General features: G+C 69.6%; 23 protein-coding genes. 9 read left to right on the top strand and 14 right to left on the bottom strand.

Features of this window, described 5'->3' with window-relative positions; all coding sequences use genetic code 11:
* Positions 1-34: 34 nt before the first annotated feature.
* From ACR3IO_RS00575 to ACR3IO_RS00555, 5 genes are all read left to right on the top strand, one after another.
* A complete protein-coding gene (locus tag ACR3IO_RS00575; protein WP_434069235.1) occupies positions 35-1018 on the top strand; it encodes a Gfo/Idh/MocA family protein in 984 nt (327 codons plus the stop codon).
* A 102-nt stretch (positions 1019-1120) separates the two neighbouring features.
* Complete coding sequence (locus tag ACR3IO_RS00570) at positions 1121-2932, top strand: D-alanyl-D-alanine carboxypeptidase/D-alanyl-D-alanine-endopeptidase (protein ID WP_434069234.1); 1812 nt, start codon at positions 1121-1123, stop codon at positions 2930-2932.
* Between the two features lie 136 nt (positions 2933-3068).
* Positions 3069-3698, top strand: a complete 630-nt coding sequence (locus ACR3IO_RS00565; RefSeq protein WP_434069233.1) for an isochorismatase family protein — start codon at positions 3069-3071, stop codon at positions 3696-3698.
* The gene (locus ACR3IO_RS00560) at positions 3698-4543 is read left to right on the top strand and encodes an alpha/beta fold hydrolase (protein ID WP_434069232.1); all 846 of its coding nucleotides are present in this window, start codon (positions 3698-3700) and stop codon (positions 4541-4543) included. The genes ACR3IO_RS00565 and ACR3IO_RS00560 overlap by 1 nt, the downstream gene beginning before the upstream one ends.
* Before the next feature lie 197 nt (positions 4544-4740).
* Positions 4741-5406: a hypothetical protein gene (locus ACR3IO_RS00555; RefSeq protein ID WP_434069231.1), complete on the top strand. Its 666-nt coding sequence runs from the start codon at positions 4741-4743 to the stop codon at positions 5404-5406.
* 110 nt (positions 5407-5516) lie between these two features.
* Here the strand turns inward: ACR3IO_RS00555 and hpaD are convergent, their stop codons facing one another.
* The 12 genes from hpaD to ACR3IO_RS00495 all read right to left on the bottom strand — a co-directional run bounded on the left by hpaD (position 5517) and on the right by ACR3IO_RS00495 (position 16820).
* Positions 5517-6632, bottom strand: coding sequence for a 3,4-dihydroxyphenylacetate 2,3-dioxygenase (hpaD, locus tag ACR3IO_RS00550; RefSeq protein ID WP_434069230.1), 1116 nt, complete (start codon positions 6630-6632; stop codon positions 5517-5519).
* Positions 6633-6729: 97 nt separating this feature from the next.
* Complete coding sequence (hpaE, locus tag ACR3IO_RS00545; protein WP_434069229.1) at positions 6730-8238, bottom strand: 5-carboxymethyl-2-hydroxymuconate semialdehyde dehydrogenase; 1509 nt, start codon at positions 8236-8238, stop codon at positions 6730-6732.
* A complete protein-coding gene (locus ACR3IO_RS00540) occupies positions 8235-8942 on the bottom strand; it encodes a GntR family transcriptional regulator (RefSeq protein ID WP_434069228.1) in 708 nt (235 codons plus the stop codon). Before ACR3IO_RS00540 ends, hpaE begins: the two co-directional genes overlap by 4 nt.
* Positions 8939-10498 carry a fumarylacetoacetate hydrolase family protein gene (locus ACR3IO_RS00535; RefSeq protein WP_434069227.1) on the bottom strand — a complete coding sequence of 520 codons (1560 nt, stop codon included), beginning with the start codon at positions 10496-10498 and terminating at the stop codon, positions 8939-8941. The genes ACR3IO_RS00540 and ACR3IO_RS00535 overlap by 4 nt, the downstream gene beginning before the upstream one ends.
* Before the next feature lie 72 nt (positions 10499-10570).
* Entirely contained in the window at positions 10571-11392 is an 822-nt protein-coding gene (locus tag ACR3IO_RS00530; RefSeq protein WP_434069226.1) for an HpcH/HpaI aldolase family protein, read from the bottom strand.
* Positions 11377-12162 carry a 2-oxo-hept-4-ene-1,7-dioate hydratase gene (gene hpaH, locus ACR3IO_RS00525; protein WP_434069225.1) on the bottom strand — a complete coding sequence of 262 codons (786 nt, stop codon included), beginning with the start codon at positions 12160-12162 and terminating at the stop codon, positions 11377-11379. Before hpaH ends, ACR3IO_RS00530 begins: the two co-directional genes overlap by 16 nt.
* 530 nt (positions 12163-12692) lie before the next feature.
* Positions 12693-12956: a hypothetical protein gene (locus ACR3IO_RS00520; protein ID WP_434069224.1), complete on the bottom strand. Its 264-nt coding sequence runs from the start codon at positions 12954-12956 to the stop codon at positions 12693-12695.
* Positions 12957-13062: 106 nt separating this feature from the next.
* Positions 13063-14049, bottom strand: a complete 987-nt coding sequence (gene trxB, locus ACR3IO_RS00515; RefSeq protein ID WP_434069223.1) for a thioredoxin-disulfide reductase — start codon at positions 14047-14049, stop codon at positions 13063-13065.
* Positions 14042-14692 (bottom strand): arsenate reductase ArsC, encoded by a 651-nt coding sequence (locus ACR3IO_RS00510; RefSeq protein WP_434069222.1) that lies wholly within the window; start codon positions 14690-14692, stop codon positions 14042-14044. The genes trxB and ACR3IO_RS00510 overlap by 8 nt, the downstream gene beginning before the upstream one ends.
* A 27-nt stretch (positions 14693-14719) precedes the next feature.
* On the bottom strand, positions 14720-15139 hold the full coding sequence (locus ACR3IO_RS00505; RefSeq protein ID WP_067872561.1) for an arsenate reductase ArsC: 420 nt from the start codon (positions 15137-15139) through the stop codon (positions 14720-14722).
* A gap of 24 nt (positions 15140-15163) precedes the next feature.
* Complete coding sequence (locus ACR3IO_RS00500) at positions 15164-15919, bottom strand: MIP/aquaporin family protein (RefSeq protein WP_434069221.1); 756 nt, start codon at positions 15917-15919, stop codon at positions 15164-15166.
* A 16-nt stretch (positions 15920-15935) separates the two neighbouring features.
* Entirely contained in the window at positions 15936-16820 is an 885-nt protein-coding gene (locus ACR3IO_RS00495; RefSeq protein ID WP_434069220.1) for a metalloregulator ArsR/SmtB family transcription factor, read from the bottom strand.
* A 315-nt stretch (positions 16821-17135) separates the two neighbouring features.
* Here ACR3IO_RS00495 and ACR3IO_RS00490 point away from each other — a divergent pair, with 315 nt between their 5' ends.
* From ACR3IO_RS00490 to ACR3IO_RS00475, 4 genes are all read left to right on the top strand, one after another.
* Entirely contained in the window at positions 17136-17999 is an 864-nt protein-coding gene (locus ACR3IO_RS00490) for an alpha/beta hydrolase (protein WP_434069219.1), read from the top strand.
* Positions 18000-18116: 117 nt separating this feature from the next.
* Positions 18117-18392: a hypothetical protein gene (locus ACR3IO_RS00485; protein ID WP_434069218.1), complete on the top strand. Its 276-nt coding sequence runs from the start codon at positions 18117-18119 to the stop codon at positions 18390-18392.
* A gap of 125 nt (positions 18393-18517) precedes the next feature.
* Positions 18518-18739: a three-helix bundle dimerization domain-containing protein gene (locus tag ACR3IO_RS00480; RefSeq protein WP_434069217.1), complete on the top strand. Its 222-nt coding sequence runs from the start codon at positions 18518-18520 to the stop codon at positions 18737-18739.
* A gap of 468 nt (positions 18740-19207) precedes the next feature.
* Positions 19208-19738 carry a hypothetical protein gene (locus ACR3IO_RS00475; RefSeq protein ID WP_434069216.1) on the top strand — a complete coding sequence of 177 codons (531 nt, stop codon included), beginning with the start codon at positions 19208-19210 and terminating at the stop codon, positions 19736-19738.
* Positions 19739-19745: 7 nt separating this feature from the next.
* Here the strand turns inward: ACR3IO_RS00475 and ACR3IO_RS00470 are convergent, their stop codons facing one another.
* Positions 19746-20108: a cupin domain-containing protein gene (locus ACR3IO_RS00470; protein WP_434069215.1), complete on the bottom strand. Its 363-nt coding sequence runs from the start codon at positions 20106-20108 to the stop codon at positions 19746-19748.
* A 119-nt stretch (positions 20109-20227) separates the two neighbouring features.
* Complete coding sequence (locus ACR3IO_RS00465; protein WP_434069214.1) at positions 20228-20470, bottom strand: hypothetical protein; 243 nt, start codon at positions 20468-20470, stop codon at positions 20228-20230.
* Positions 20471-20565: the final 95 nt, after the last annotated feature.

Raw genomic sequence — 20565 nt, 5'->3', positions numbered from 1 at the left:
TCCCGGATCCCGGCGGCCTCGGTAGGCTGAGCGCATGACCGAACGACTGCGCTGGGGCATTCTCGCGACCGGCTGGATCTCGCACCTGTTCACGAGCGACCTGAAGGCGAACGGCTTCGACGTGCGCGCCGTCGGCTCGCGTTCGCAGGCCGGCGCCGACGCGTTCGCCACCGAGTTCGACATCCCGAACTCGCACGCGAGCTACGAGGCGCTCGTCGCGGATCCCGAGGTCGACGCGATCTACATCGGCACCCCGCACCCCATGCACGCGGCCAACGCGCGGCTCGCGCTCGAGGCCGGCAAGCACGTGCTCGTCGAGAAGCCGTTCACGCTGAACGCCGCCGAGGCCCGCGAGATCGCCGAGCTCGCGGCATCCAAGGGGCTGCTGCTCCTCGAGGCCATGTGGACCAGGTACCTGCCGCACATGGTGCGCATCCGCGAGATCATCGCGAGCGGTGCGCTCGGCGAGGTCCGCTCGCTCATCGCCGACCACACGCAGAAGCTGTCCGACGACCCGGCGCACCGCATCAACGCGCTCGAGCTCGGCGGCGGGGCGCTGCTCGACCTCGGCATCTACCCGGTCTCGTTCGCGTGGGACCTCTTCGGCGAACCGACCACCATCCAGAGCACCGCGACGTTCAAGTCGACCGGCGCCGACGCGCAGATCGCGGTCGTGTTCGGCTACGACGACGGTCGAGTCGCGACCACGGTCTCGGCGAGCGACCTCAAGGGGCCGAACGTCGCGAGCGTGCTCGGCACCGAGGCGCGAATCGACATCGACGCCGTCTGGTACACGCCGACGTCGTTCCGCGTGGTCGGCCATGACGGCACCGTGATCGAGACGTACGAATCCGAGGTCGTCGGGCGAGGCATGCACTTCCAGGCCGCGGCCGTCGAGCGCCTCGTCGCCGCCGGAACCCTCGCCGGCGACCTGCTGACGATCGACGAGACCGTCGCGATCATGGCCACGCTCGACGCGATCCGCGAGCAGATCGGGCTCCGCTACCCGGGGGAGTGACGCCGGCGCGGTTGCGTTGCGCGCACGTCGCGACGACTCGCGTGCAGGGGTTTTTCGGCCCGTGATCAGGCTTCGCTCTGGTGCGGCCCGTAGAATCCCCGGATGACCGACGAGACGGATGCCACGGGCGAGCCCGACGCGACCCCGCCTCCGGTCGACCCAGAGCACGCTCCCGACGCTGCTGATGCAGCGCCTGAAGGCGACGCCGAGACGGTCGCGAACGAGTCGAGTGGCGACGCCGAAACGGTCGCGAACGAGTCGAGTGGCGACGCCGAAACGGTCGCGAACGAGTCGAGCGGCGACGCCGAGACCGTCGTGTTCGCCGCAGCAGACGATGCCGAGACCGTCGCGTTCGAGCCGGGCGACGCCGCGGCATCCGCTCGCACCGAGCCGCTCGTCGATGCCCAGGCATCGGTCGACGCGGAGGCATCCGCCGACGAGATCGGCGCCGCTCAGGCCTCCGCTTCGACCGAGCCCGCAGCGCCCGCGGCATCCGCCCTCGCCTTCATCCGCCGGCACCGCCGTGCGCTCGCAGTGACCGCCGGCGTGGTCGCGTTCGCGCTGCTCGGCGTCGGCGCCGTGTTCGCCGGCACCGCCCTGAACACGCGGGAGGCGGTGCCGGTCGCGCTGGTGACCGAGACCCCGACGCCCACGCCGACCGCGGACCCCGGTCGCCCCGCGCCCGCGAACGTGGCGGCGCCGAGCGCGATCGAGACGAGGATCCGAACGTGCTCGGTCGCCGACCGGGCCGCCGACCCGCGCCTCGCGAACCTCCAGGCGCAGGTCGTGAACGCCGCGACCGGCGAGGTGCTCTACGACCGCGGCGGCAGCACGCCGTCGCGCACCGCGAGCGTCATGAAGGTGCTCACCACGGCGGCCGCGCTGAACGTGCTCGGGCCCGACTACCGCGCGACGACCACCGTGGTGAAGGGTGCCGAACCGGGCTCCGCGGTGCTCGTCGGCGGCGGCGACGTGACGCTGTCGCGCACCCCCAGCGGCAGCGAGACCGTGTATCCGGGCGCGGCGCACCTCGACGACCTCGCCGCGCAGGTGCAGGCGGCGTGGGCGGCCGACCCGTCGAACCCGCCGCTGACGAAGCTGATCCTCGACGCGAGTTACTTCGGCGGCGACGAGTACCAGGCGAGCTGGGACACCGTCGAACGCGACGACGGGTACATGTCGAACATCACGGCGCTCCAGGTCGACGGCGACCGCGACGACCCGTACTCGAACACCTCCTGGCGCAGCACCGACCCGATCGGCCGGGCCGGGCAGGCCTTCGCCGACACGCTCGGCGGCATCGGCGCCATCGAACGCGGCACCGCGCCGGCGGGCGCCCAGCAGCTCGGCGCCGTGAGCTCGCCGACCGTGGCGCAGCTCGTCGACAAGGCGCTCGTCGTCTCGGACAACACCGTGGCCGAGATGCTTGCACGCCTCGTCGCGATCCAGACGGGCTCGGGCAACACCTTCGACGCGATCAACGCGGGCGTGCTGCAGGGCCTCGCCGACTACGGCGTCGACACGTCGGGCATCACCGTCGTCGACGGCTCGGGGCTCAGCGACGACAACGCCGTGCCGCCGTCGTACCTGACGCAGCTCTTCGTGAAGATCAATGCCCGGGAGGGCAACCTCGGCGTGCTCATGGACGGCCTCCCGGTCTCGAACCAGCGTGGATCGCTCTCGTACAGCGACCGGTTCGCGGGCGACAACTCGGTGGCGGCCGGCGCCGTCTCGGCGAAGACGGGGTGGATCAACACGGGATACACCCTCGCCGGAGTCGTCCGCGCCCAGGACGGCTCGACGCTGACGTTCGCGATCTACGCGCTCGGCGACGTGACCGACGAGGCCAAGCAGGCGATCGACACGCTCACGACCGGCTTTTACCTCTGCGGCGACGAGCTCTCCAACGAGTAGCAGCCGGTGCGTCGGTATACGGCAAGCGGATGCCGCGACGCGGCGTGACTGGAAGAATGGATGCACCTGCGGCATCCGGTGGCTGCGGCATCCGTTGCCTGCCGTCGTCCGGTGCCCCGATCGGCGGGAGTGAGCCATGACCAGGGCCCTGTTCATCATCGACGTGCAGAACGACTTCACCGAGGGCGGTGCGCTCGGGGTCGACGGGGGAGCGGCCGTGGCGGCGGGCATCACGCGGCACCTCGAGGCGCACCGCAGCGACTACGCGCTCGTGGTGGCCTCCCGCGACTGGCACTCGGGCGAGAACGACAACGGCGGGCACTTCGCCGTCGATGCGGAGCCCGACTTCGTCGACACCTGGCCGGCGCACTGCGTTGCGGGCACCCCGGGCGCCGAGTACCACCCCGACCTCGCGACGGCCGGCATCGACGTGCACATCCGCAAGGGGCAGGGCGTTCCCGCCTACTCGATCTTCGAGGGCACGGATGACGCGGGCGCGTCGATCGGCGAGGTGCTGACCGCCCACGGCATCACCGAGGTCGACGTCGTCGGCATCGCGACCGACTACTGCGTGCGCGCGAGCGCCCTCGACGCGCTCGAGCACGGGCAGCACGTGCGCGTGCTCACCGACCTCGTCGCGGGCGTCGCGCCCGAGTCGTCGGCGGCCGCGCTCGCCGAACTCGGGCATGCGGGAGCCGAGATCGTCGGGTCGGATGCCGCGGGGCCGGATGCCGTCGGGCCGGATGCCGCGGGGGAGACCGCGTGATGCCGTCGGCGTCGCGCGAGGCGGTGCTCTACGCCGAGTCGGAGGATGGCGTGCTCGTGGCCTACCGGGTGTTCGACGCCCCCGCGGACGACGACGCCCCCGCGGACGACGACGCCCCCGCGGACGACGACGCGCGCGCGGAGGCGGTTCCCGCGACCGAGGACGGCCGCGCACTGCCGCCGGTGCTGCTGGTGCACGGCTTCGCGTCCGATGCCGACGTCACCTGGGCGCGCACCGGATGGGTGCGTGCGCTGAACGAGGCGGGCCGACGCGTCGTGACCGTCGACCTGCGCGGACACGGTGAGAGCGACAAGCCGACGGATGCCGCGGAGTACGCCCCGGCGGCGTTCGGCGCGGACCTCGTCGCCGTGCTCGACACCGCGGGCATCGAGCGGGTCGACGCCGTGGGGTACTCGATGGGCAACCGCGTGATCTCCGCGATGGCCGCGATCGCGCCCGGCCGGCTGCGCCGCGCGGTGATCGGCGGCGCCGGTCCGACCGAGCTGTTCGCCTCGTGGAACCTCGACGAGGTGCGCGCGCTCCTGCTCCACGACGAGCCGAGCGGGCATCGCCTCATCGACCAGGTGCTCCGGCCGGCGATCGCGTCCGGCGCCGACCGCGAGGCGCTGCTCGGCGTCGTCGAGGGGTTCGCCGGCGCGACACTCGAGTTCCCTCGCGGCATCCGTTCGCTCTTCGTCATCGGCGAGGACGACCCGGTGCCCGACGGGGCCCGGGAGCTGGCCGCGGCCTGGGGCAGCGAGGTCGTGACGATCCCCGGTCGCGACCACGTCTCGACGCTCACCGCCCGGGCCTTCAAGGACGCCGCGGTCGGATTCCTCGGCTGACGCGCTCGGCGACGGGCTGCGGCCGGCCCGGATCGGATGCGCCGGGATGAGCCGGGTACCGGTCCCCATGTCGGGCGCGCGCGAGGTCCCGTAGCGTCGTCGCGAATCCACCTCCGACAGCCGGGCCGTTTCGCGCGCCTGCGATGTGGATCGCCTGCGGCCGTGAGGGGCTCGGTCGCACGACAAGGAGAAGAATGATGAAGACGTCCATCGCGTTCGTCGCGCTCGCCGCCGTTTCGCTCGCACTGACCGCGTGCACCACGGCGCCGGCCGACTCGGGCGCGAAGAAGACCGACACGACCGTCGAGGAGAGCGCGAGCGCCGAACCGACCGAGGAGTCGGCGGGCACGGTCGAGAACGCCGTCGAGGGCGAGCTCCTGCAGCCGGGCCAGACCGTCGCGCTGGGCGACTGGGGCACCTACGAGTTCGTCGACTACGACGACAAGACCGCGGTGCTGAACACCAAGCTCGTGAGCATCGAGCCGGCGACGGCCGAGCAGACCGAGGCGCTCGTCGCGGAGATCCCCGAGCTCAAGGGCTGGAACGTCTCGCTGATCCGCTACCAGCAGCAGAAGGTCTCGGGCGACGACATCACCTACGGGGCGAACTACACCGACTTCCGCCCCGCCGACGCCACCGGTGCGAAGGCGCAGGAGGTCAGCGTCATCGGCTGGGACGAGTGCGAGTCCGAGTCGTTCACCGAGGAGTTCAATGCGGGCACGGCGGTGCTCGACCAGTGCATGGTCGGCGCCTCGGTCGAGGGCGGCGAGCCGATCGGCGGCATGCTCTGGACCGGCAACAGCTCCGCCGACGAGAACCCGTTCAGCGACTACGAGGGCGAGCCGGTGCTCTTCAAGAACTAGCAGCCTCGCGCGCATGGGCTCGCCGCGCGGCGGATCCCCGGGTTCCGGGGCTCGCCGCGCGGCGTTCGTCATGTGCGGGTGCGACGCGGCCGCGCTCCACGTGGTCGGCGCTAGAGCGTGTTGCCGAGCTTGAAGCCCTTCTCCGCGTCGCCCTCGCGCGTGTACGAGAACCCGTCGGCCCCGATCGTGACCTCCATCTCGGAGTCGTCGGTGCGCGTCACCAGGGGCTGGGGCTCGCCGTCGAGGTCGAGCACGAGGCTCGCGTCGGTGTACCAGCTGGGCACGACGGGGTTGCCCCACCAGTCGCGGCGCTGGTTGTCGTGCACGTCCCACGTGACGACGGGGTTGTCGGGGTCACCGGTCCAGTAGTCCTGGGTGTAGATCTCGACGCGGTGGCCGTCGGGGTCGCGCAGGTACAGGTAGAACGCGTTCGAGACGCCGTGGCGGCCCGGCCCGCGCTCGATCGCGTCGGAGCGGCGCAGGGCGCCGAGCTTGTCGCAGATCGCGATGATGTTGTGCTTCTCGTGGGTCGCGAACGCCATGTGGTGCATGCGCGGGCCGTCGCCACCGGTCATGGCGGTGTCGTGCACGGTGGGCTTGCGGCGCATCCAGGCGGCGTACGTGGTGCCGGCCTCGTCCTGGATGTCCTCGGTCACGCGGAACCCGAGGTCCTCCATGTACGCGACCGCGCGCGGCACGTCGGGCGTGACCTGGTTGAAGTGGTCGAGGCGCACGAGGCATCCGGGGGTCTGCAGGTCGTAGCGCCACGCGAGCCGCTCGACGTGCTCGACCTCGTAGAAGAACTCGTAGGGGAATCCGAGCGGGTCCTCGACGCGCACCGAGTCGCCGATGCCCTTGGTGAAGCCGTCGGCCCGGCGCTCGACGCGGCATCCGAGCTCGGTGTAGAAGGCCACCGCCCGGTCGAGGTCCTCGGGCGTGCGCACCCGGTAGCTGAACGCGGCGACCGCGGCGACCGGGCCCTTGCGCAGCACGAGGTTGTGGTGGATGAACTCCTCGAAGGAGCGCAGGTAGACGGCCTCGTCGTCTTCCTCGGTGACGACGAGGTCGAGCACGTCGACGTAGAAGGCGCGGGAGGCGGCCAGGTCGGTGACGATGAGCTCCATGTAGGCGCAGCGCACGATGTCGGGCGCGGGCGCCGTGGGCGTGGGCACCCGGTTCGCGGGCGCGGGGATGGGGTTCCGGTCGGTGACGACGGGTTCGGTCATGGGTGGTGCCTTCTCTTCGTTGAGCGGATGTCTCGGGGAACGGATGTCTCGGTGAGCGGATGTCTCGGGTGCGGGTCTCGAACCGGCGCGGAGGCGCCTACGCGACCGGCTTCGGGCCGACGCCGAAGCGCGGGGAGTGCGCCTCGTCGAGCGTGATGTGCACGGCCTGCTGGTCGGTGTAGAAGTCGATCGAGCGGTAGCCGCCCTCGTGGCCGAGGCCGGACGCCTTGACCCCGCCGAAGGGGGTGCGGAGGTCGCGGACGTTGTTCGAGTTCAGCCAGACCATGCCGGCCTCGACCGACTGCGAGAAGTTGTGCGCTCGCTTGAGGTCGTTCGTCCAGATGTAGGCCGCGAGGCCGTAGCGAGTGTCGTTCGCCAGGGCGAGCGCCTCCTCGTCGGAGTCGAAGGGCGTGATCGCGACGACGGGGCCGAAGATCTCCTCCTGGAAGATGCGGGCGTCGGGCGCGACATCCGCGAAGACCGTCGGCGACACGTAGTTGCCGGTGTCGAGCCCTTCGGGGCGCCCACCGCCGGCGACCAGACGGCCCTCGCCCTTGCCGATCTCGACGTAGGACATGACCTTCTCGTAGTGCTCGGGGTGCACGAGCGCGCCGACCTCGGTGGCGGGGTCGTGCGGATCGCCGACCACGATGTTCTTCGCGCGCTCGGCGTAGCGGGCGACGAAACCGTCGTAGATCGCCCGCTCGACGAGGATGCGGGACCCGGCGGTGCAGCGCTCGCCGTTGAGCGAGAACACGCCGAACACGGTCGCGTCGAGCGCGGACTCGAGGTCGGCGTCGGCGAAGACGACGGCGGGGCTCTTGCCGCCGAGCTCCATCGAGAGCCCCTTGAGGAAGGGGGCGGCGTTGGCGAAGATGAGCTGGCCCGTTCGGCTCTCGCCCGTGAACGAGATGAGCGGCACGTCGGGGTGCTTCACGAGCGCGTCGCCCGCCTCCTCGCCGAGGCCGTTGACGAGGTTGAACACGCCGTCGGGTACGCCGGCCTCGCGGAAGATCTCGGCCCACAGCGAGGCCGAGAGCGGCGTGAACTCGGCGGGCTTCAGCACGACCGTGTTGCCCGTGGCGAGAGCGGGCGCGAGCTTCCACGACTCGAGCATGAACGGCGTGTTCCACGGCGTGATGAGCCCGGCGACGCCGATGGGCTTGCGGTTGACGTAGTTCGCCTGGCGCCCCGGAACCTTGTAGGTGTCGTCGCGCTGGGCGACGATGAGGTCGGCGAAGAACCGGAAGTTCTCGGCCGCGCGCTGCGCCTGGCCGAGCGCCTGCGTGATCGGCAGCCCCGTGTCGAAGGTCTCGAGCTCGGCGAGGCGTCGGTCGCTCGCCTCGACGAGGTCGGCGATGCGGTGCAGCACGCGCGAGCGCTGGCGCGGCAGCATCCGGGGCCACGGGCCCTCGGCGAATGCGCGTTTCGCCGCGGCGACCGCGAGGTCGATGTCGGCCTGCTGGCCCGCAGCGGCCTGCACGTACGTCTCGTTGGTGACGGGGTCGAGCACGTCGAACGTCTCGCCGCCGACCGAGTCGACGAACTCGCCGTCGATGAAGTGGCGGATGCGGTCGGGCAGGCCTTCGGGAACGTGGTGGGTCATGCGCGGATCTTCCGTTCGGTGGTGGGCTCGGATGCCGGCGGCGTCGCCGGCGGGGTCTGGTGCTCCGCCTGGTAGGCGAGCACGGCGTCGAGGGTCGCGAGCCGGTGCTCGCGGGCCGCGAGCTCGATCTCGAGCGGCGCCGCGCCGCGTTCGATGAGCCCGAGGATGCGATCGTGCTCCTCGACGGACTCGTGCGCGCGGCCCGGCACGAAGCTGAATGACGAGTCGCGCAGCACCTTCATGCGGTTCCAGCCGCGGTGCACGAGCTCGAGCACGTGCGGGTTGGGGCACTCCTCGAAGAGCACGGCGTGGAACTCGAGGTTCGCGGCGGTGAACGTGTGCGGGTCGAAGTCCTGCAGGCTCCGGCGCATCCGCTCGTTGACCTCGCGCGCCCGGCGCACGTGATCGGGGGTGAGCCTCGGCGCCGACATGGCGGTCGCGGCCCCCTCGACGAGCGCGAGGGTCTGCATGGTGTGCAGGTACTCGGTCTCCTTGATGAGCGCGACCTGGGCGCCGACGTTGCGCTCGAACGTGACGAGCCCCTCGGCCTCGAGGAGGCGGATGGCCTCGCGCACGGGCACGACGCTGACGTCGAGTTCGCCGGCGATCTGCCCGAGCACGAGCCGGAAGCCGGGCACGTACCGGCCGTCGTCGATGCGGTCACGTATGAAGCGGTAGGCCTGCTGCGACTTCGATTCGCTCATCGGTGCGCCTCGCCGCCCTGTGCGTCGGCCGCGCTCGGCACGGCGGGGCGAGCGGATGCCTCGTAGCGGGCCCGCCACGCGGCGTTCATGGGGAAGAGGCCGTCGACCGGCTCGCCGGCGGCGACCTGCTCGGCCACCCACGCGTCCTCGGCCTCCTGTGCGGCGGCCTCCGCGGCGACCTCGGCGGCGATCGCCGCGGGGATCACGACGGCCCCGTCGCCGTCGCCGACGATCACGTCGCCCGGCTGCACGGCGGCGCCGCCGCAGGTGATGGTGACGTCGGTCTCCCACGGCACGTGGCGCCGGCCGAGCACGCTCGGGTGGGGGCCCTGCGAGAACACGGGGATGTCGAACGCCGCGACGGCGTCGAAGTCGCGTACGCCGCCGTCGGTGACGATGCCGGCCGCGCCGCGCACCTGGGCGCGGAGCGCGAGCACGTCGCCGACGGTTCCGGTGCCGCGCTCGCCGCGGGCCTCGATGACGAGCACCTCGCCGCGATCAACCGTGTCGAACGCCCGCTTCTGGGCGTTGTAGCCGCCGCCGAACTCCGCGAACAGGTCGGGGCGGAACGGGATGAAGCGCAGCGTCTTCGCCACGCCGACGATGCGGTCGCCCGAGTGGTTCGGCAGCACGCCCTCGATGAAGACGTCGTGGTACCCGCGCTTGCGCAGCGCCGCCGAGATGGTCGCGACGGCCGAGCGGCCGAGCAGCTCGCGCACCTCGTCGGTCAGCGCGGGTGCAGGTGCCTCGACGGTGGATTCGGCGGCCGGTCCGCCGGCGCTCGCGTCGAGCGGGGAGGCCTTGCCCGCGGCGACGGCCGCGGCGTGCTCGGCCTCGCTGCCCCACGCCTCGATGCGCTGGGCGTCGTCGACGGCGGGCTTCGCGCCGAAGTCGCCGAACGCCTGCTCGCCCTGGGTCACGGTCGTGACGAGGCGGCCCGTCGACGGCGCGCCCGGTGCGCCGGGGGCGTCGACCTCGACCTCGACGACGTCGCCGGGCACGACGACGCTCGACCCGGCGGGCGTGCCGGTGAGGATCACGTCCCCGGTCTCGAGGGTCAGGTGCTGCGAGAGGTCGGCGATGAGCCGGCCGAAGCTGAAGAGCAGGGTATCGGAGGTGTCCTCCTGGGCGAGCGCGCCGTTCACCCACGTGCGCACCCGCCAGCCGTCCTCGCCGGCGACGTCGGCCGGGATCGTCGCGGGGCCGATCGGCGTGAAGCCGTCGCCGCCCTTGTTGCGCACGTTGGAACCCTTGTCGGCGGCGCGCAGGTCGTAGAGGCCGAAGTCGTTCGCGGCGGTGACCCCGGCCACGTGTCGCCAGCCCTCGGCGGGGGACACCCGGCGTGCGGGCTCCCCGATGACGAGCGCGATCTCACCCTCGAACGCGAGCAGTTCGGTGCCGGCCGGGCGCTCGATGGTGCCGCCGGTAACCGCGAGCGATGAGGAGGGCTTGAGGAAGTAGCTCGGCTGCGCGGGGGTGCGACCTCGCTGCGCGGCCCTCGACGGGTAGCTGAGGTGCACGGCGATGATCTTGCCCGGCGTGGGGATGGCGTTCATGGACGTCCTCGTCTAGTGATATTGGAAATGATATACGATCTGGCGGGATCGGCAACCCCGTGGGGCGACCCGTCAGTAGGAGGCTCGGGGCGTGCCCGCGTCATCCGTCGCCGGCTGCGGGATGAACCGGGCCGCGAGAGCCTCGGTGCTCCGGGCCAGGAGCGCGACGTCGGCGCCGACGACCACGAGCGAGGCGCCGGCGGCGAGGTAGCGGTCGGCGGATGCCGGCACGAAGGCGTTCACGGCCGACGGCTTGCCCGCGGCCTTCGCCGCCTCGATGCCCGCGAGCACCGCCGCGATGACGTCGGCGTGCTCCTGCTGCCCGAGCAGGTCCATGGACGCGGCGAGGTCGGCCGGGCCGAAGAACACGCCGTCGACCCCGTCGACCGCGAGGATCTCCTCGACGTTCGCGGCGGCCGTCGCCGACTCGACCTGCACGAACAGCGAGACGGTCGACGACGCGTCGCCGAGGTAGCCCTCGACCCGGTTCCAGCGCGACGATCGTGCAAGGGCGCTGCCGACACCGCGCACGCCGAGCGGCGGGTAGCGCACCGCGCGCACGATCTCGCTCGCCTGCTCGGCGGTGTCGACCATCGGCACCAGCAGGTTCTGCACGCCGATGTCGAGGTAGCGCTTGAGCGTCACGGCGTCGCCGAAGGGCGGTCGCACGAGCGGGGCCGCCGAGTAGGCGGCGACGGCCCGGAGCTGGTCGAGCACGGACTCGAGGTCGGCGGGGGAGTGCTCGGCGTCGATGAGCACGACGTCGAGGCCCGACCCGGCGACGATCTCGGCGTTGGTCGCGCTGCCGGCGCACGACCAGGCGCCGACGAGCGGGCGATCGGATGCCGCGATGCGGTCGCCGAGCGTCGGCGGAAGGCTCATTCGAATCGGCATGTCACGGCTCCCAGCTGTCCGTAGTCGGCGTGCACGGTGTCGCCGCGTTCGACCCACATGGGCCGGGTGAACGATCCGGCGAGGATGATCTCGCCCGCCTCGAGCGACTGCTCGTGCTGCGCGAGCTTGTTCGCGAGCCAGGCCACGCCCATCGCGGGGTGCCCGAGCACGGCCGCGGCGACACCGGACTCCTCGATGACCTGGTTGCGGTAGAGCAGCGCCGAGACCCAGCGAAGGTCGACCGCGTCGACCTTCACGGGGCGGCCGCCGACGACCATCGCTCCCATCGCCGCGTTGTCGCTGATGGTGTCGACGATCGTGCGCCCCTGCATCTCGATGTGCGAGTTCAGGATCTCGAGCGCGGGCACGACGTAGGCCGTCGCGTCGAGCACGTCGAAGATCGTGACCCCGGGACCCCGCAGCGGCTTCGCGAGCACGAAGGCGAGCTCGACCTCGATGCGCACGTTCGAGAATCGGTCGTACTCGACGGAGGCGCCGGACTCGATCACCATGTCGTCGAGGATCACGCCGTAGTCGGGCTCGGTGATGCCGGTCGCGACCTGCATGACCTTCGAGGTGAGCCCGATCTTGCGGCCGACGCGGCGGGCGCCGGCCTCGATGCGCCGCGTGGCCCAGAGCTGCTGCACGGCGTAGGCGTCGTCGATCGTCATGCCCGGGTCGCGTGCGGTGAGCAGCGGCACGACGGTGCGGTCGCGGTCGGCGGCGACGAGTTCGTCGGCGATCGCCTCGATGCGGGAGGGGTCAAGCACGGATGGGCTCCACTTCGTCGGGGTCTGCTGTGATCGTATACGATCCGCCGACGTCGTGCACCCGTCGTCGTGCACCCGTCGGCGACCGCCGGCCGATGCCGAAGCGCTCGACGATCACCTTCTCGCTGAGTTCCGACGACCACGCAACAGGAAGCGACATCTCGCCTGGCCGAGCCAACGCGCTGGGCGGGAGGCGTGCGGCGCCCGCGCAAGAGGGATGGCTTTCCGCGAGAGAGGACCACCCCGTACCTGCGGTTGAGCAATCGCTCTCAGGGGTCCAACGCGATCAGGTAGCTCTCATCGGGGCAATGTCCGCGGGCTCTCCGCAACATCGGAGGTGGCGGCCCGACAGGGCTCGCACTGAAGCGTTCAGGGCGCCGTCAGCGCGACGGCGACGCGGGCGGGCCATACGGGGCTCCCGGCCGGCTGGCTGTCGTCGGGCGCTCTGGCTCGCACGCGAGCACCGACGGGGGACCGGCATCCGCGCACTGGCCGACGGCTTCGGCATGGCGACACGCAGCCCCGAGTCGCTACCTCGGCGTACCGCGACTCCAGCCCGGCTTCTGGATCAGTCGGTCATCATGCTCGTGGCGACGGCATTGTTCGGCGAACGCGCGCGCCTTCTCTCGATCAGTGGCGTAAGCCGCGTACTCGTGGTCGCTCAGGGCGTAGTACTCCTCATAGTCCGCGGCACTATTCGACACCGGGATCGACAGGTATGCCGTGGATGACTGCTCCTCCACGCCCAGGGAGTATCGGTCGTCTCTGTCAAAGAAGGAGGCCACGAACTTCATCGCTTGAACGTACCGCCTACCCACTCGGCCCGCTGAACGCGGGATTGGCCATCGACTCCCGCTCGATGTCCGACCGGCTTGCGGGCGCCGAGAGCAGCCGGAGGGATCAGGTCGTTTCGAGAATGATCGCGGGCTGTTCCTCCACGGGATCGGCGAGTCGGCGCTCCGCGAGGTAGTGCTCGGCGTCGAGTGCGGCGGCGCAGCCGGTGCCTGCGGCGGTGATGGCTTGCCGGTAGCGCCTGTCGACGAGGTCGCCGCAGGCGAAGACCCCGTCGAGGTTTGTCCGGGTCGACGGGTGCGCGACGTTCACGTAGCCGTCGTCGTCGAGGTCGATCTGGCCGGCGACGAGGTCGCTTCGTGGGTCGTGGCCGATCGCAATGAAGAGCCCGGTCGCGTCGAGTGCAGCATCAGCGCCGGTCGTGGTGTCGCGGAGTCGGAGTCGCTCGAGCCCGTCGTCGCCTTCGACCGCGATGACTTCCGCGTTCCAGTAGGGGCGGATCTTCGGGTTGGCGAGTGCTCGTTCCTGCATGATGCGGGATCCACGGAGCGAGTCGCGGCGGTGCACGAGGGTGACCGAGTCGGCGAAGCGAGTGAGGAACATGGCCTCCTCGAGCGCGGAGTCGCCGCCGCCGACGACGGCGATGTCCTTGCCCTTGAAGAAGAAGCCGTCGCAGGTCGCGCACCAGGACACGCCACGGCCGGTCAGTCGTTCCTCGCCCTCGATGCCGAGCTTGCGGTACGCCGATCCCATCGCGAGCACGACAGCGTGGGCGCGGTACTCGACGCCGTTGATGGTGCGGATGGTCTTGACGGCGCCGGTGAGTTCGACTTCGGTGGCGTCGTCGTAGACGATGCGGGCGCCGAAGCGTTCGGCCTGTTCGCGCATCTGGTCCATGAGCTCGGGGCCCATGATGCCCGTGGAGAAGCCGGGGTAGTTCTCGACCTCCGTCGTCGTGACCAGAGCTCCGCCCGCTTCGACTGAGCTTGCGAGCACGACCGGTGCCAGGCCTGCGCGGGCCAAGTACACGGCGGCGGTGTAGCCGGAGGGTCCTGAGCCGATGACGACGACGTTCTCGATGGGGTTCTCAATCATGGGGTGCGGCCTCCAGGCTGTGCAGCAGCTGTTCGACGTTGGTTCGGATCTGGTCACGGACTCGGCGGACCTCGTCGAGGGTGAGCTCGTCGGGGTCGTCGAGGTGCCAGTCGAGGTACTGCTTGCCCGGGTAGACCGGGCAGGCGTCGCCGCAGCCCATCGTGATCACGACGTCCGCGGCGCGGACGACGTCATCGGTGAGCGGCTTCGGGAACTCCTGGGCGAGGTCGATGCCGGCCTCGGTCATGACCTGGACGACGGATGCTCCCAGGTCGGCTGCGGGCTGGGATCCTGCCGATCTGACGTGGATGCGGTCGCCGCCGAGCTCACGGAGGTATGCGGCTGCCATCTGTGATCGGCCGGCGTTCTGCACGCACACGAACAGCACCTCAGGCACCGGCTTCGCGATGGCACCCTTCGACTGCGCCAGCGCGGTCAGCCGGTCCTGCGCGAACCGCGTCGCGAGGCTGGGCAGATGGGTATTCACGGTCGCGGTGCGGGCGAGCGCGGTGTACGACTCGAAGACGACCCGTTCAACGGTCTCCTCGCTGAAGATCCCGTCGAAGCGGACGGCGAGGCGTTCGCTGGCCCGGTGCAACACGGAGTCAGGGGTGAGGAGCGGTGGCTGCACGGTGCGGTTCATGATCCTGGCCGGTTTCGTCGCGACGGGTCAGGCGGTGGCGGGCGCGGGCAGCAGTTCGCTGATGAGCTCTTCCACCCGGCGGCGGATCTCGTCACGGATCGGGCGGACGGCCTCGATGCCCTGGCCGGCCGGGTCCTCGAGCTCCCAGTCCTCGTAACGCTTGCCGGGGAAGATCGGGCAGGCGTCGCCGCAGCCCATGGTGATCACCACGTCGGATTCCTTCACGGCGTCGACGGTGAGGATCTTCGGGGTGTTGCCGGTGATGTCGATGCCCTCTTCGGACATCGCTTCGACGGCGATCGGGTTGATCTGGTCCTTCGGCTCGGACCCGGCCGAGCGGACCTCGACACGGTCCCCACCGAGCTCGCGCAGGTACCCGGCGGCCATCTGGGAGCGGCCGGCATTGTGGACGCAGACGAACAGGACGGAAGGCTTCTCAGTGCTCATACCTGAATGATAGACGGTCATCTATCATTTGGCTACTTCGGCGGGCACCTTCCCGGCGTCTCGCTCCGTCGCCGCGGCAGGCACCGGGAAGAGGAAGCCGACCAGCACGATGCCGATGACGGCGCCAACGAACTGTGCAACGACGAACGGGAGGACTGAGGCCGGGGCGATGCCGGCGAACGTGTCGGAGAAGATACGCCCGATCGTCACGGCGGGGTTGGCGAACGAGGTGGAGCTGGTGAACCAGTACGCCGCTCCGATGTACGCGCCGACCGCGGCGGGGATGATCCGGGTATTGCCGCTGCGCACAAGGGCGAAGATCACGAGCACGAGCCCGGCCGTCGCGACGACCTCGGCGAGCAGCGTCGACGGCGTCGCACGATCGGACGATGCGATCGCGGTGGGCACGTCGAACATCGCGTTCGCGAGTAGCGCGCCGGCGATCGCGCCGAACACCTGCGCGGCGGCGTAGGTTGCGACCTCGCGTGCGGCGAAGCCGGGGCCGCCGCTCCTGCGGGAGAGCCACCAGTCGACGAGCGAGACCACGGGGTTGAAGTGCGCTCCGGAAACCGGGGCGAGGACCGCGATCAGGACGGCCAGGCCGAGCGTGGTGGCGAGACTGTTCTCCAGCAACTGCAGGCCGACGTCCTCCGGAGAAAGGGCGGATGCCGCGATCCCGGAACCGACGACGATCGCGACGAGCAGCCCAGTGCCGAGGAACTCGGCGACGAGGCGGCGGGTCAGCGGGGCAGGGCTGGGCTGGGGTGACTCGTCGGTCATCGGCCCTGTCGATCGATCAGAGGGTGGCGAGCAGTTCGCGGATGCGGCGCTCGATGTCATCGCGGATCTCGCGCACCTCGGCGATGGGCTTGCCCACCGGATCGGGGAGATCCCAGTCCAGGTAGCGACGGCCGGGATAGATCGGGCAGGCATCGCCGCAGCCCATCGTGATCACGACATCCGCAGCGCGAACGACCTCGTCCGTCAGTGGCTTCGGGTATTCACCAGCCAGCGGGACGCCGATCTCATCCAGTGCTGTCAGGACAGTACTGCGCACCTCGCCGGCCGGGTCCGAGCCGGCCGTGCGTACGTGTACTCGGTCGCCGGCGAGGTGGCGGAGGATGGCGGAGGCCATCTGCGACCTTCCAGCGTTCTGGACGCACACGAACAGCACCTCTGGGACCGGGCTCGACGCCGGCGCCACGCGGGCGAGGGCATCGAGCCGGTCCGCGGCGAACTGCGCAGCGAGCGACGGGAGGCGCCGGCCTGGCGCGGGGCGTTCGGCGAGGAGGTCGTAGCTCTCGCGCACGTACCGCTCGACCGTCTCCGGACTGAAGGTCCCGCGGTACCGGTCGCTGAGATCTCGCACCACCCGCTCCAGGACCGGATCGACCGGGACGGATGGCTCCTGGGCGCGAAGGATCTCAGCGAGCCGGTCCGCGTGCTCGTCGGCCAGCGAGTACCAGGTGCGTCGCCCGTCGGGTTGACGCTGCACCAGGCCCTCGTCGAGGAGCGCCTTCATGTGGTGGCTCACGGTCGGTTGGCGTAACCCGAGTTCCTCGGCGAGGCGCCCCACGAGCACCCGACCGTCGGGGGCTTCGAGGATGCTGCGCAGGATGTGGGCCCGCGTCGGGTCGGCGACGAGACGCAACTCGCGAGCAGAGTCCACCGAAACATCCATAGACCATAGTCTATCTAACGATCGGGTGCCGGCGCGAGGTTGTCAGCTCAGCGGTGCCTCACTCGTCTCAGTATCGTCGTCGCGGCGGAGTTCGATCAGGATCCCTTTGCGGCGCCCGCCTGCATCGCATCGGTCCGATCGTTCCGTCGGTACTCAATGTCGCTTCAGAACCCGTACGCGGCCGGCGGATCCAGCTCTGACGCCCCGGCGGTACCCGTGGCTTCCTCTCGCGCCCGGATCGTGAAGGTCCTACGCTGGGTGGCGGCTTCGGCCGCGCAACAGGCATGGCCGCGCCCACTGTTGAGAGGACGACACATGAGTGACAGCACCTCCACCCTCGCCGATTGGGAACTCGTCGAAATCGCTCGAGCGAACGAGTCGGACCGTACGCCCGTCGTGTTCGTCCATGGACTCTGGCTGCTCTCGAGCAGCTGGGCGCCGTGGCGCGAGTTCTTCGAAGACAACGGGTTCGTGAGCCTCGCTCCTGGCTGGCCCGACGACCCCGCAACCGTGGCTGAGGCTCGCGAGCATCCTGAAGCCTTTGCGAAGAAGATGGTGCAGCAAGTCACCGACCACTACCTCGAGGCCATCGCGGCTCTCGATCAAGCGCCGGTCGTGATCGGTCACTCCTTCGGCGGACTCATCGCGCAGAAGATCGCCGGAGGAGGCGTGGCGGCCGTGACCGTGTCGATCGACAACGCACCATTCAAAGGCGTGCTGCCGCTGCCCGCCTCGTCATTGAAGTCCGCGGCCCCGGTGCTCGCGAACCCCGCCAACGCAGGACGCGGGGTCGCGTTGACGTGGGAGCAATTCCAGTACGGCTGGGTCAACGCGCTCAGCGAAGAAGAGGGGCGCCGACTCTTTGAGGAGCACCATGTCGCGGCTGCGGGCCTCCCGCTGTTCCAAGCGGCATTCGCGAACTTCAATCCCTTCGGCGGCGATACCGAAGTCGACTCGAAGAACCCCGCCCGCGGTCCGCTGCTTATCATCGGTGGTGAGAAGGACCACACGGTCCCGCCTGCGATCACCAATGCGAGCTACAAGATCCAGGCAAAGCACAACATCGGGATCACGGAAGAGATCGTGATCCCGGAGCGCGGTCATTCCCTGACGATCGATTCGGGGTGGCGCGAAGTCGCTGACGAAGCCCTCGCGTTCGTCCAGCGCTTCATCGAGTAGGGCACCTCTTCACGATGCCGCTTTGAGCAACTCCAGGGCGGTGCCCGGAGGGAGCAATGAACCGCCTGTCCTGATGACGGCATTCCTATGCGAAGGAATTGGTTGTAGCTTTCGGGTATGGCTGCGGCGCGCATGTACATCGCCGAGGATGCGTTAACGGTCACCGCGTTTCCGCTCTCGGACAACACCGGCTACGTGGTCCGTGTCGGTGACCGCGACCACGACGGCGTGTACCTCGGTGCGGTCTTCCACACGGCCGATGGCTGGGTCGCGCACGCCCCGCCAAATGAGGACGGTTCCTCCGAACTACTCGGATCCAGCATCGATCTCGACGAACTGATGACGGATTGCTTCCTCCGTCGGATGAGGCTCACCGACGAGCTCGGCTGGTGAATTCGGGTCGCGCCCAGCGCACCCTGACCACTCAGAGGCACCCGGTGCGCGGAACAGGCGCCCACGACGTGACGAATTGTCGCGGAATGTTGACCCTGAACGCCCCAGGCGTCGAGAATCGCAACATGCAGGAACGCGAAGGCGGCGAGGCCCGTGGCGTCGAAGAAGTCGTAGACCGTCTCGCAACGAAGTACCCCGGTGTCGAGCGTGCCGAGATCGAGAAGATCGTGGCCGAGGAGCACCAGAGCTTCGACGGACATCCCGTTCGTGACTTCGTGCCTGTACTGGTGGAGAAGCACGCGAAGACGCGCGTCAAGCACCTCGCAGCGCACGAAACCCAGGACTAGGCCCGTGGCAGACGTGCCCAGGGTGCAAGAGCGAGCGCGGCCGGTGGCGAATTCGCGAGTCCGACGCCGTCAGCGTCGTCTCCCAGCTGCCACTCCCATCGCAACAGTGGCGATCAGAAGAAGCAGAACGAACGCTAAGGCGCTGATCGCCTCAACGGTCTCGTCAGCGAACATACGCCCTCCAACTCCGTTCGGCGTTAAAGTATCCCGTCCCAGCCCGCTACGGGGTACCGGTGGAATGAGTTCACGCAGTGTTCTTGCGTGGAGGACGACGAGTGTTGAACGACGCCAGCCCCCCTCCCGTCTGCTACGAGCACCATGCCAGGCCAGCAGCCCGCAAGAGGATCCCTCTGAGGGAGGTCCCGTCACCGGCCCCGCTCACGGATTGGATTCGGAGGCCATCACCCTGTCGTAAAGAACCGACGGCGTTCCGAGTCGGCCGCCCGGCCGGCACCTAGGGTTGGGCGTATGGGGCGCATCTTTCTCAAGCCGACGGTGCTGATCGCGATCGGTGGCATCCTGTTGACTGCTGCATATGCCGGGCTGGGCGCGTTGCAGATTCTGGTTCTCAACCCGATGGCGGCCGTGCCGGGACTCGCGCTCGATGAGATTCACACGACGCTGGAAGCGGCGGGCGAGTCGCTATCGCCGGTCCCGGTCGTCACCTTTGTCGGTCTCGGGCTCCTCCTGGCCGCCGGAGTCTGGCTGTACGCGGCCGCGGCGTCGAGCGCGTCGCCCCGAGTTGTCGCCGTCATGGTGCTGCTGATCCTCGCCTTCGGCGCTCCCGCCTACTTCGCAGCATCGTTCCCAGCAGGCATGGCGCTCGCGGATACGTTCGCCATCTCCGGCGGCGACCACTCAGGCTGGTCGATGTTGCTGTACCTCACAAGCTCTGCCGCGTTCGTGTCGGTCATCGTCCTCCCAATCGTCCTCGCGCTTCGGAGTCACCGGGTCACGCCGAGCCCGCGACCATTGACCGGATCGCTGAGGGATCTCTGAACGGCGCCTAGAACTCGCGAAGTGTTTGAGTACGATCGCCTCCGGCGTCCCCCGTGTTGACGGTCCCTTGCGGTTCGAAGAGGAGCGCGGTGACTTCCTCGTCGGCGCGGGGGCAGTGCTCGACTCCTGCGGGGACGACGAACACGTCGTCGGGGCCGAGGTGGACGTCTCTGTCGCGCAACTGGATGACGAGGTTGCCGGTATGCACCATGAACAGCTCGTCGGTGTCTGGGTGAGTGTGCCAGACGAACTCTCCGAGCAGCTTGACGACCTTGACGTCGTAGTCGTTGATGCTCGCCAGTCGGTGTGGCTGCCAGGGTTCCGCAATCGCGTCGAGGGCCCGGTTCACGTTGCGTACTTCACTCGTCATGAGGACATGATCGCGCATTCGTTGGGTCGCTTCAGAGCACCCGTATGGGAGTCCGCGTGCGGACGTCCGATCGCCGACCGTCGAATGTGCAGTGCGCCGTCAAACGTGCAGTGCGCAACTCATGAGCCGCTGCCACCGATGACCGCCGAAAGCCCATTCAGCCGAAGGGCTGTCCCGGTACGCAGGTGAGGCAGGTCGGCGCTGCCGTCACCGGTGCGGGCAAGGAACGCCACTTGCTCCGTCCAGATCAGCGCGCTTGTCCCACCATCCGCATCCTCGAAGGTGACAGTCACGAGCGATACCCACCGGGTCACGGCATTGACGATCGCCTCAGAGACGAACACGATCCGGCGGTCGGACACGATGTCGAGATAACGGGACCTGTTGCGCAGGTGCTCTTCCGACCCGTCGGGCAGGACGAAGGTGCTGGTCGCATCCTCGCCCCCGCCGACCCGAA

The organism is Agromyces sp. Marseille-Q5079 (genome assembly GCF_051016555.1).
GTDB lineage: Bacteria > Actinomycetota > Actinomycetes > Actinomycetales > Microbacteriaceae > Agromyces.
This window is presented reverse-complemented; position numbering and strand designations above follow the sequence as displayed.

What these genes read in the sequence shown, in the direction of transcription:
- ACR3IO_RS00575 (WP_434069235.1), top strand. Translation starts at nt 35, where the DNA reads ATGACCGAACGACTGCGCTGGGGCATTCTCGCGACCGGCTGGATCTCG.
- ACR3IO_RS00570 (WP_434069234.1), top strand. Translation starts at nt 1,121, where the DNA reads ATGACCGACGAGACGGATGCCACGGGCGAGCCCGACGCGACCCCGCCT.
- ACR3IO_RS00565 (WP_434069233.1), top strand. Translation starts at nt 3,069, where the DNA reads ATGACCAGGGCCCTGTTCATCATCGACGTGCAGAACGACTTCACCGAG.
- ACR3IO_RS00560 (WP_434069232.1), top strand. Translation starts at nt 3,698, where the DNA reads ATGCCGTCGGCGTCGCGCGAGGCGGTGCTCTACGCCGAGTCGGAGGAT.
- ACR3IO_RS00555 (WP_434069231.1), top strand. Translation starts at nt 4,741, where the DNA reads ATGAAGACGTCCATCGCGTTCGTCGCGCTCGCCGCCGTTTCGCTCGCA.
- hpaD (WP_434069230.1), bottom strand. Translation starts at nt 6,632, where the DNA reads ATGACCGAACCCGTCGTCACCGACCGGAACCCCATCCCCGCGCCCGCG.
- hpaE (WP_434069229.1), bottom strand. Translation starts at nt 8,238, where the DNA reads ATGACCCACCACGTTCCCGAAGGCCTGCCCGACCGCATCCGCCACTTC.
- ACR3IO_RS00540 (WP_434069228.1), bottom strand. Translation starts at nt 8,942, where the DNA reads ATGAGCGAATCGAAGTCGCAGCAGGCCTACCGCTTCATACGTGACCGC.
- ACR3IO_RS00535 (WP_434069227.1), bottom strand. Translation starts at nt 10,498, where the DNA reads ATGAACGCCATCCCCACGCCGGGCAAGATCATCGCCGTGCACCTCAGC.
- ACR3IO_RS00530 (WP_434069226.1), bottom strand. Translation starts at nt 11,392, where the DNA reads ATGCCGATTCGAATGAGCCTTCCGCCGACGCTCGGCGACCGCATCGCG.
- ACR3IO_RS00520 (WP_434069224.1), bottom strand. Translation starts at nt 12,956, where the DNA reads ATGAAGTTCGTGGCCTCCTTCTTTGACAGAGACGACCGATACTCCCTG.
- trxB (WP_434069223.1), bottom strand. Translation starts at nt 14,049, where the DNA reads ATGATTGAGAACCCCATCGAGAACGTCGTCGTCATCGGCTCAGGACCC.
- ACR3IO_RS00510 (WP_434069222.1), bottom strand. Translation starts at nt 14,692, where the DNA reads ATGAACCGCACCGTGCAGCCACCGCTCCTCACCCCTGACTCCGTGTTG.
- ACR3IO_RS00505 (WP_067872561.1), bottom strand. Translation starts at nt 15,139, where the DNA reads ATGAGCACTGAGAAGCCTTCCGTCCTGTTCGTCTGCGTCCACAATGCC.
- ACR3IO_RS00500 (WP_434069221.1), bottom strand. Translation starts at nt 15,919, where the DNA reads ATGACCGACGAGTCACCCCAGCCCAGCCCTGCCCCGCTGACCCGCCGC.
- ACR3IO_RS00495 (WP_434069220.1), bottom strand. Translation starts at nt 16,820, where the DNA reads ATGGATGTTTCGGTGGACTCTGCTCGCGAGTTGCGTCTCGTCGCCGAC.
- ACR3IO_RS00490 (WP_434069219.1), top strand. Translation starts at nt 17,136, where the DNA reads ATGAGTGACAGCACCTCCACCCTCGCCGATTGGGAACTCGTCGAAATC.
- ACR3IO_RS00485 (WP_434069218.1), top strand. Translation starts at nt 18,117, where the DNA reads ATGGCTGCGGCGCGCATGTACATCGCCGAGGATGCGTTAACGGTCACC.
- ACR3IO_RS00480 (WP_434069217.1), top strand. Translation starts at nt 18,518, where the DNA reads ATGCAGGAACGCGAAGGCGGCGAGGCCCGTGGCGTCGAAGAAGTCGTA.
- ACR3IO_RS00475 (WP_434069216.1), top strand. Translation starts at nt 19,208, where the DNA reads ATGGGGCGCATCTTTCTCAAGCCGACGGTGCTGATCGCGATCGGTGGC.
- ACR3IO_RS00470 (WP_434069215.1), bottom strand. Translation starts at nt 20,108, where the DNA reads ATGACGAGTGAAGTACGCAACGTGAACCGGGCCCTCGACGCGATTGCG.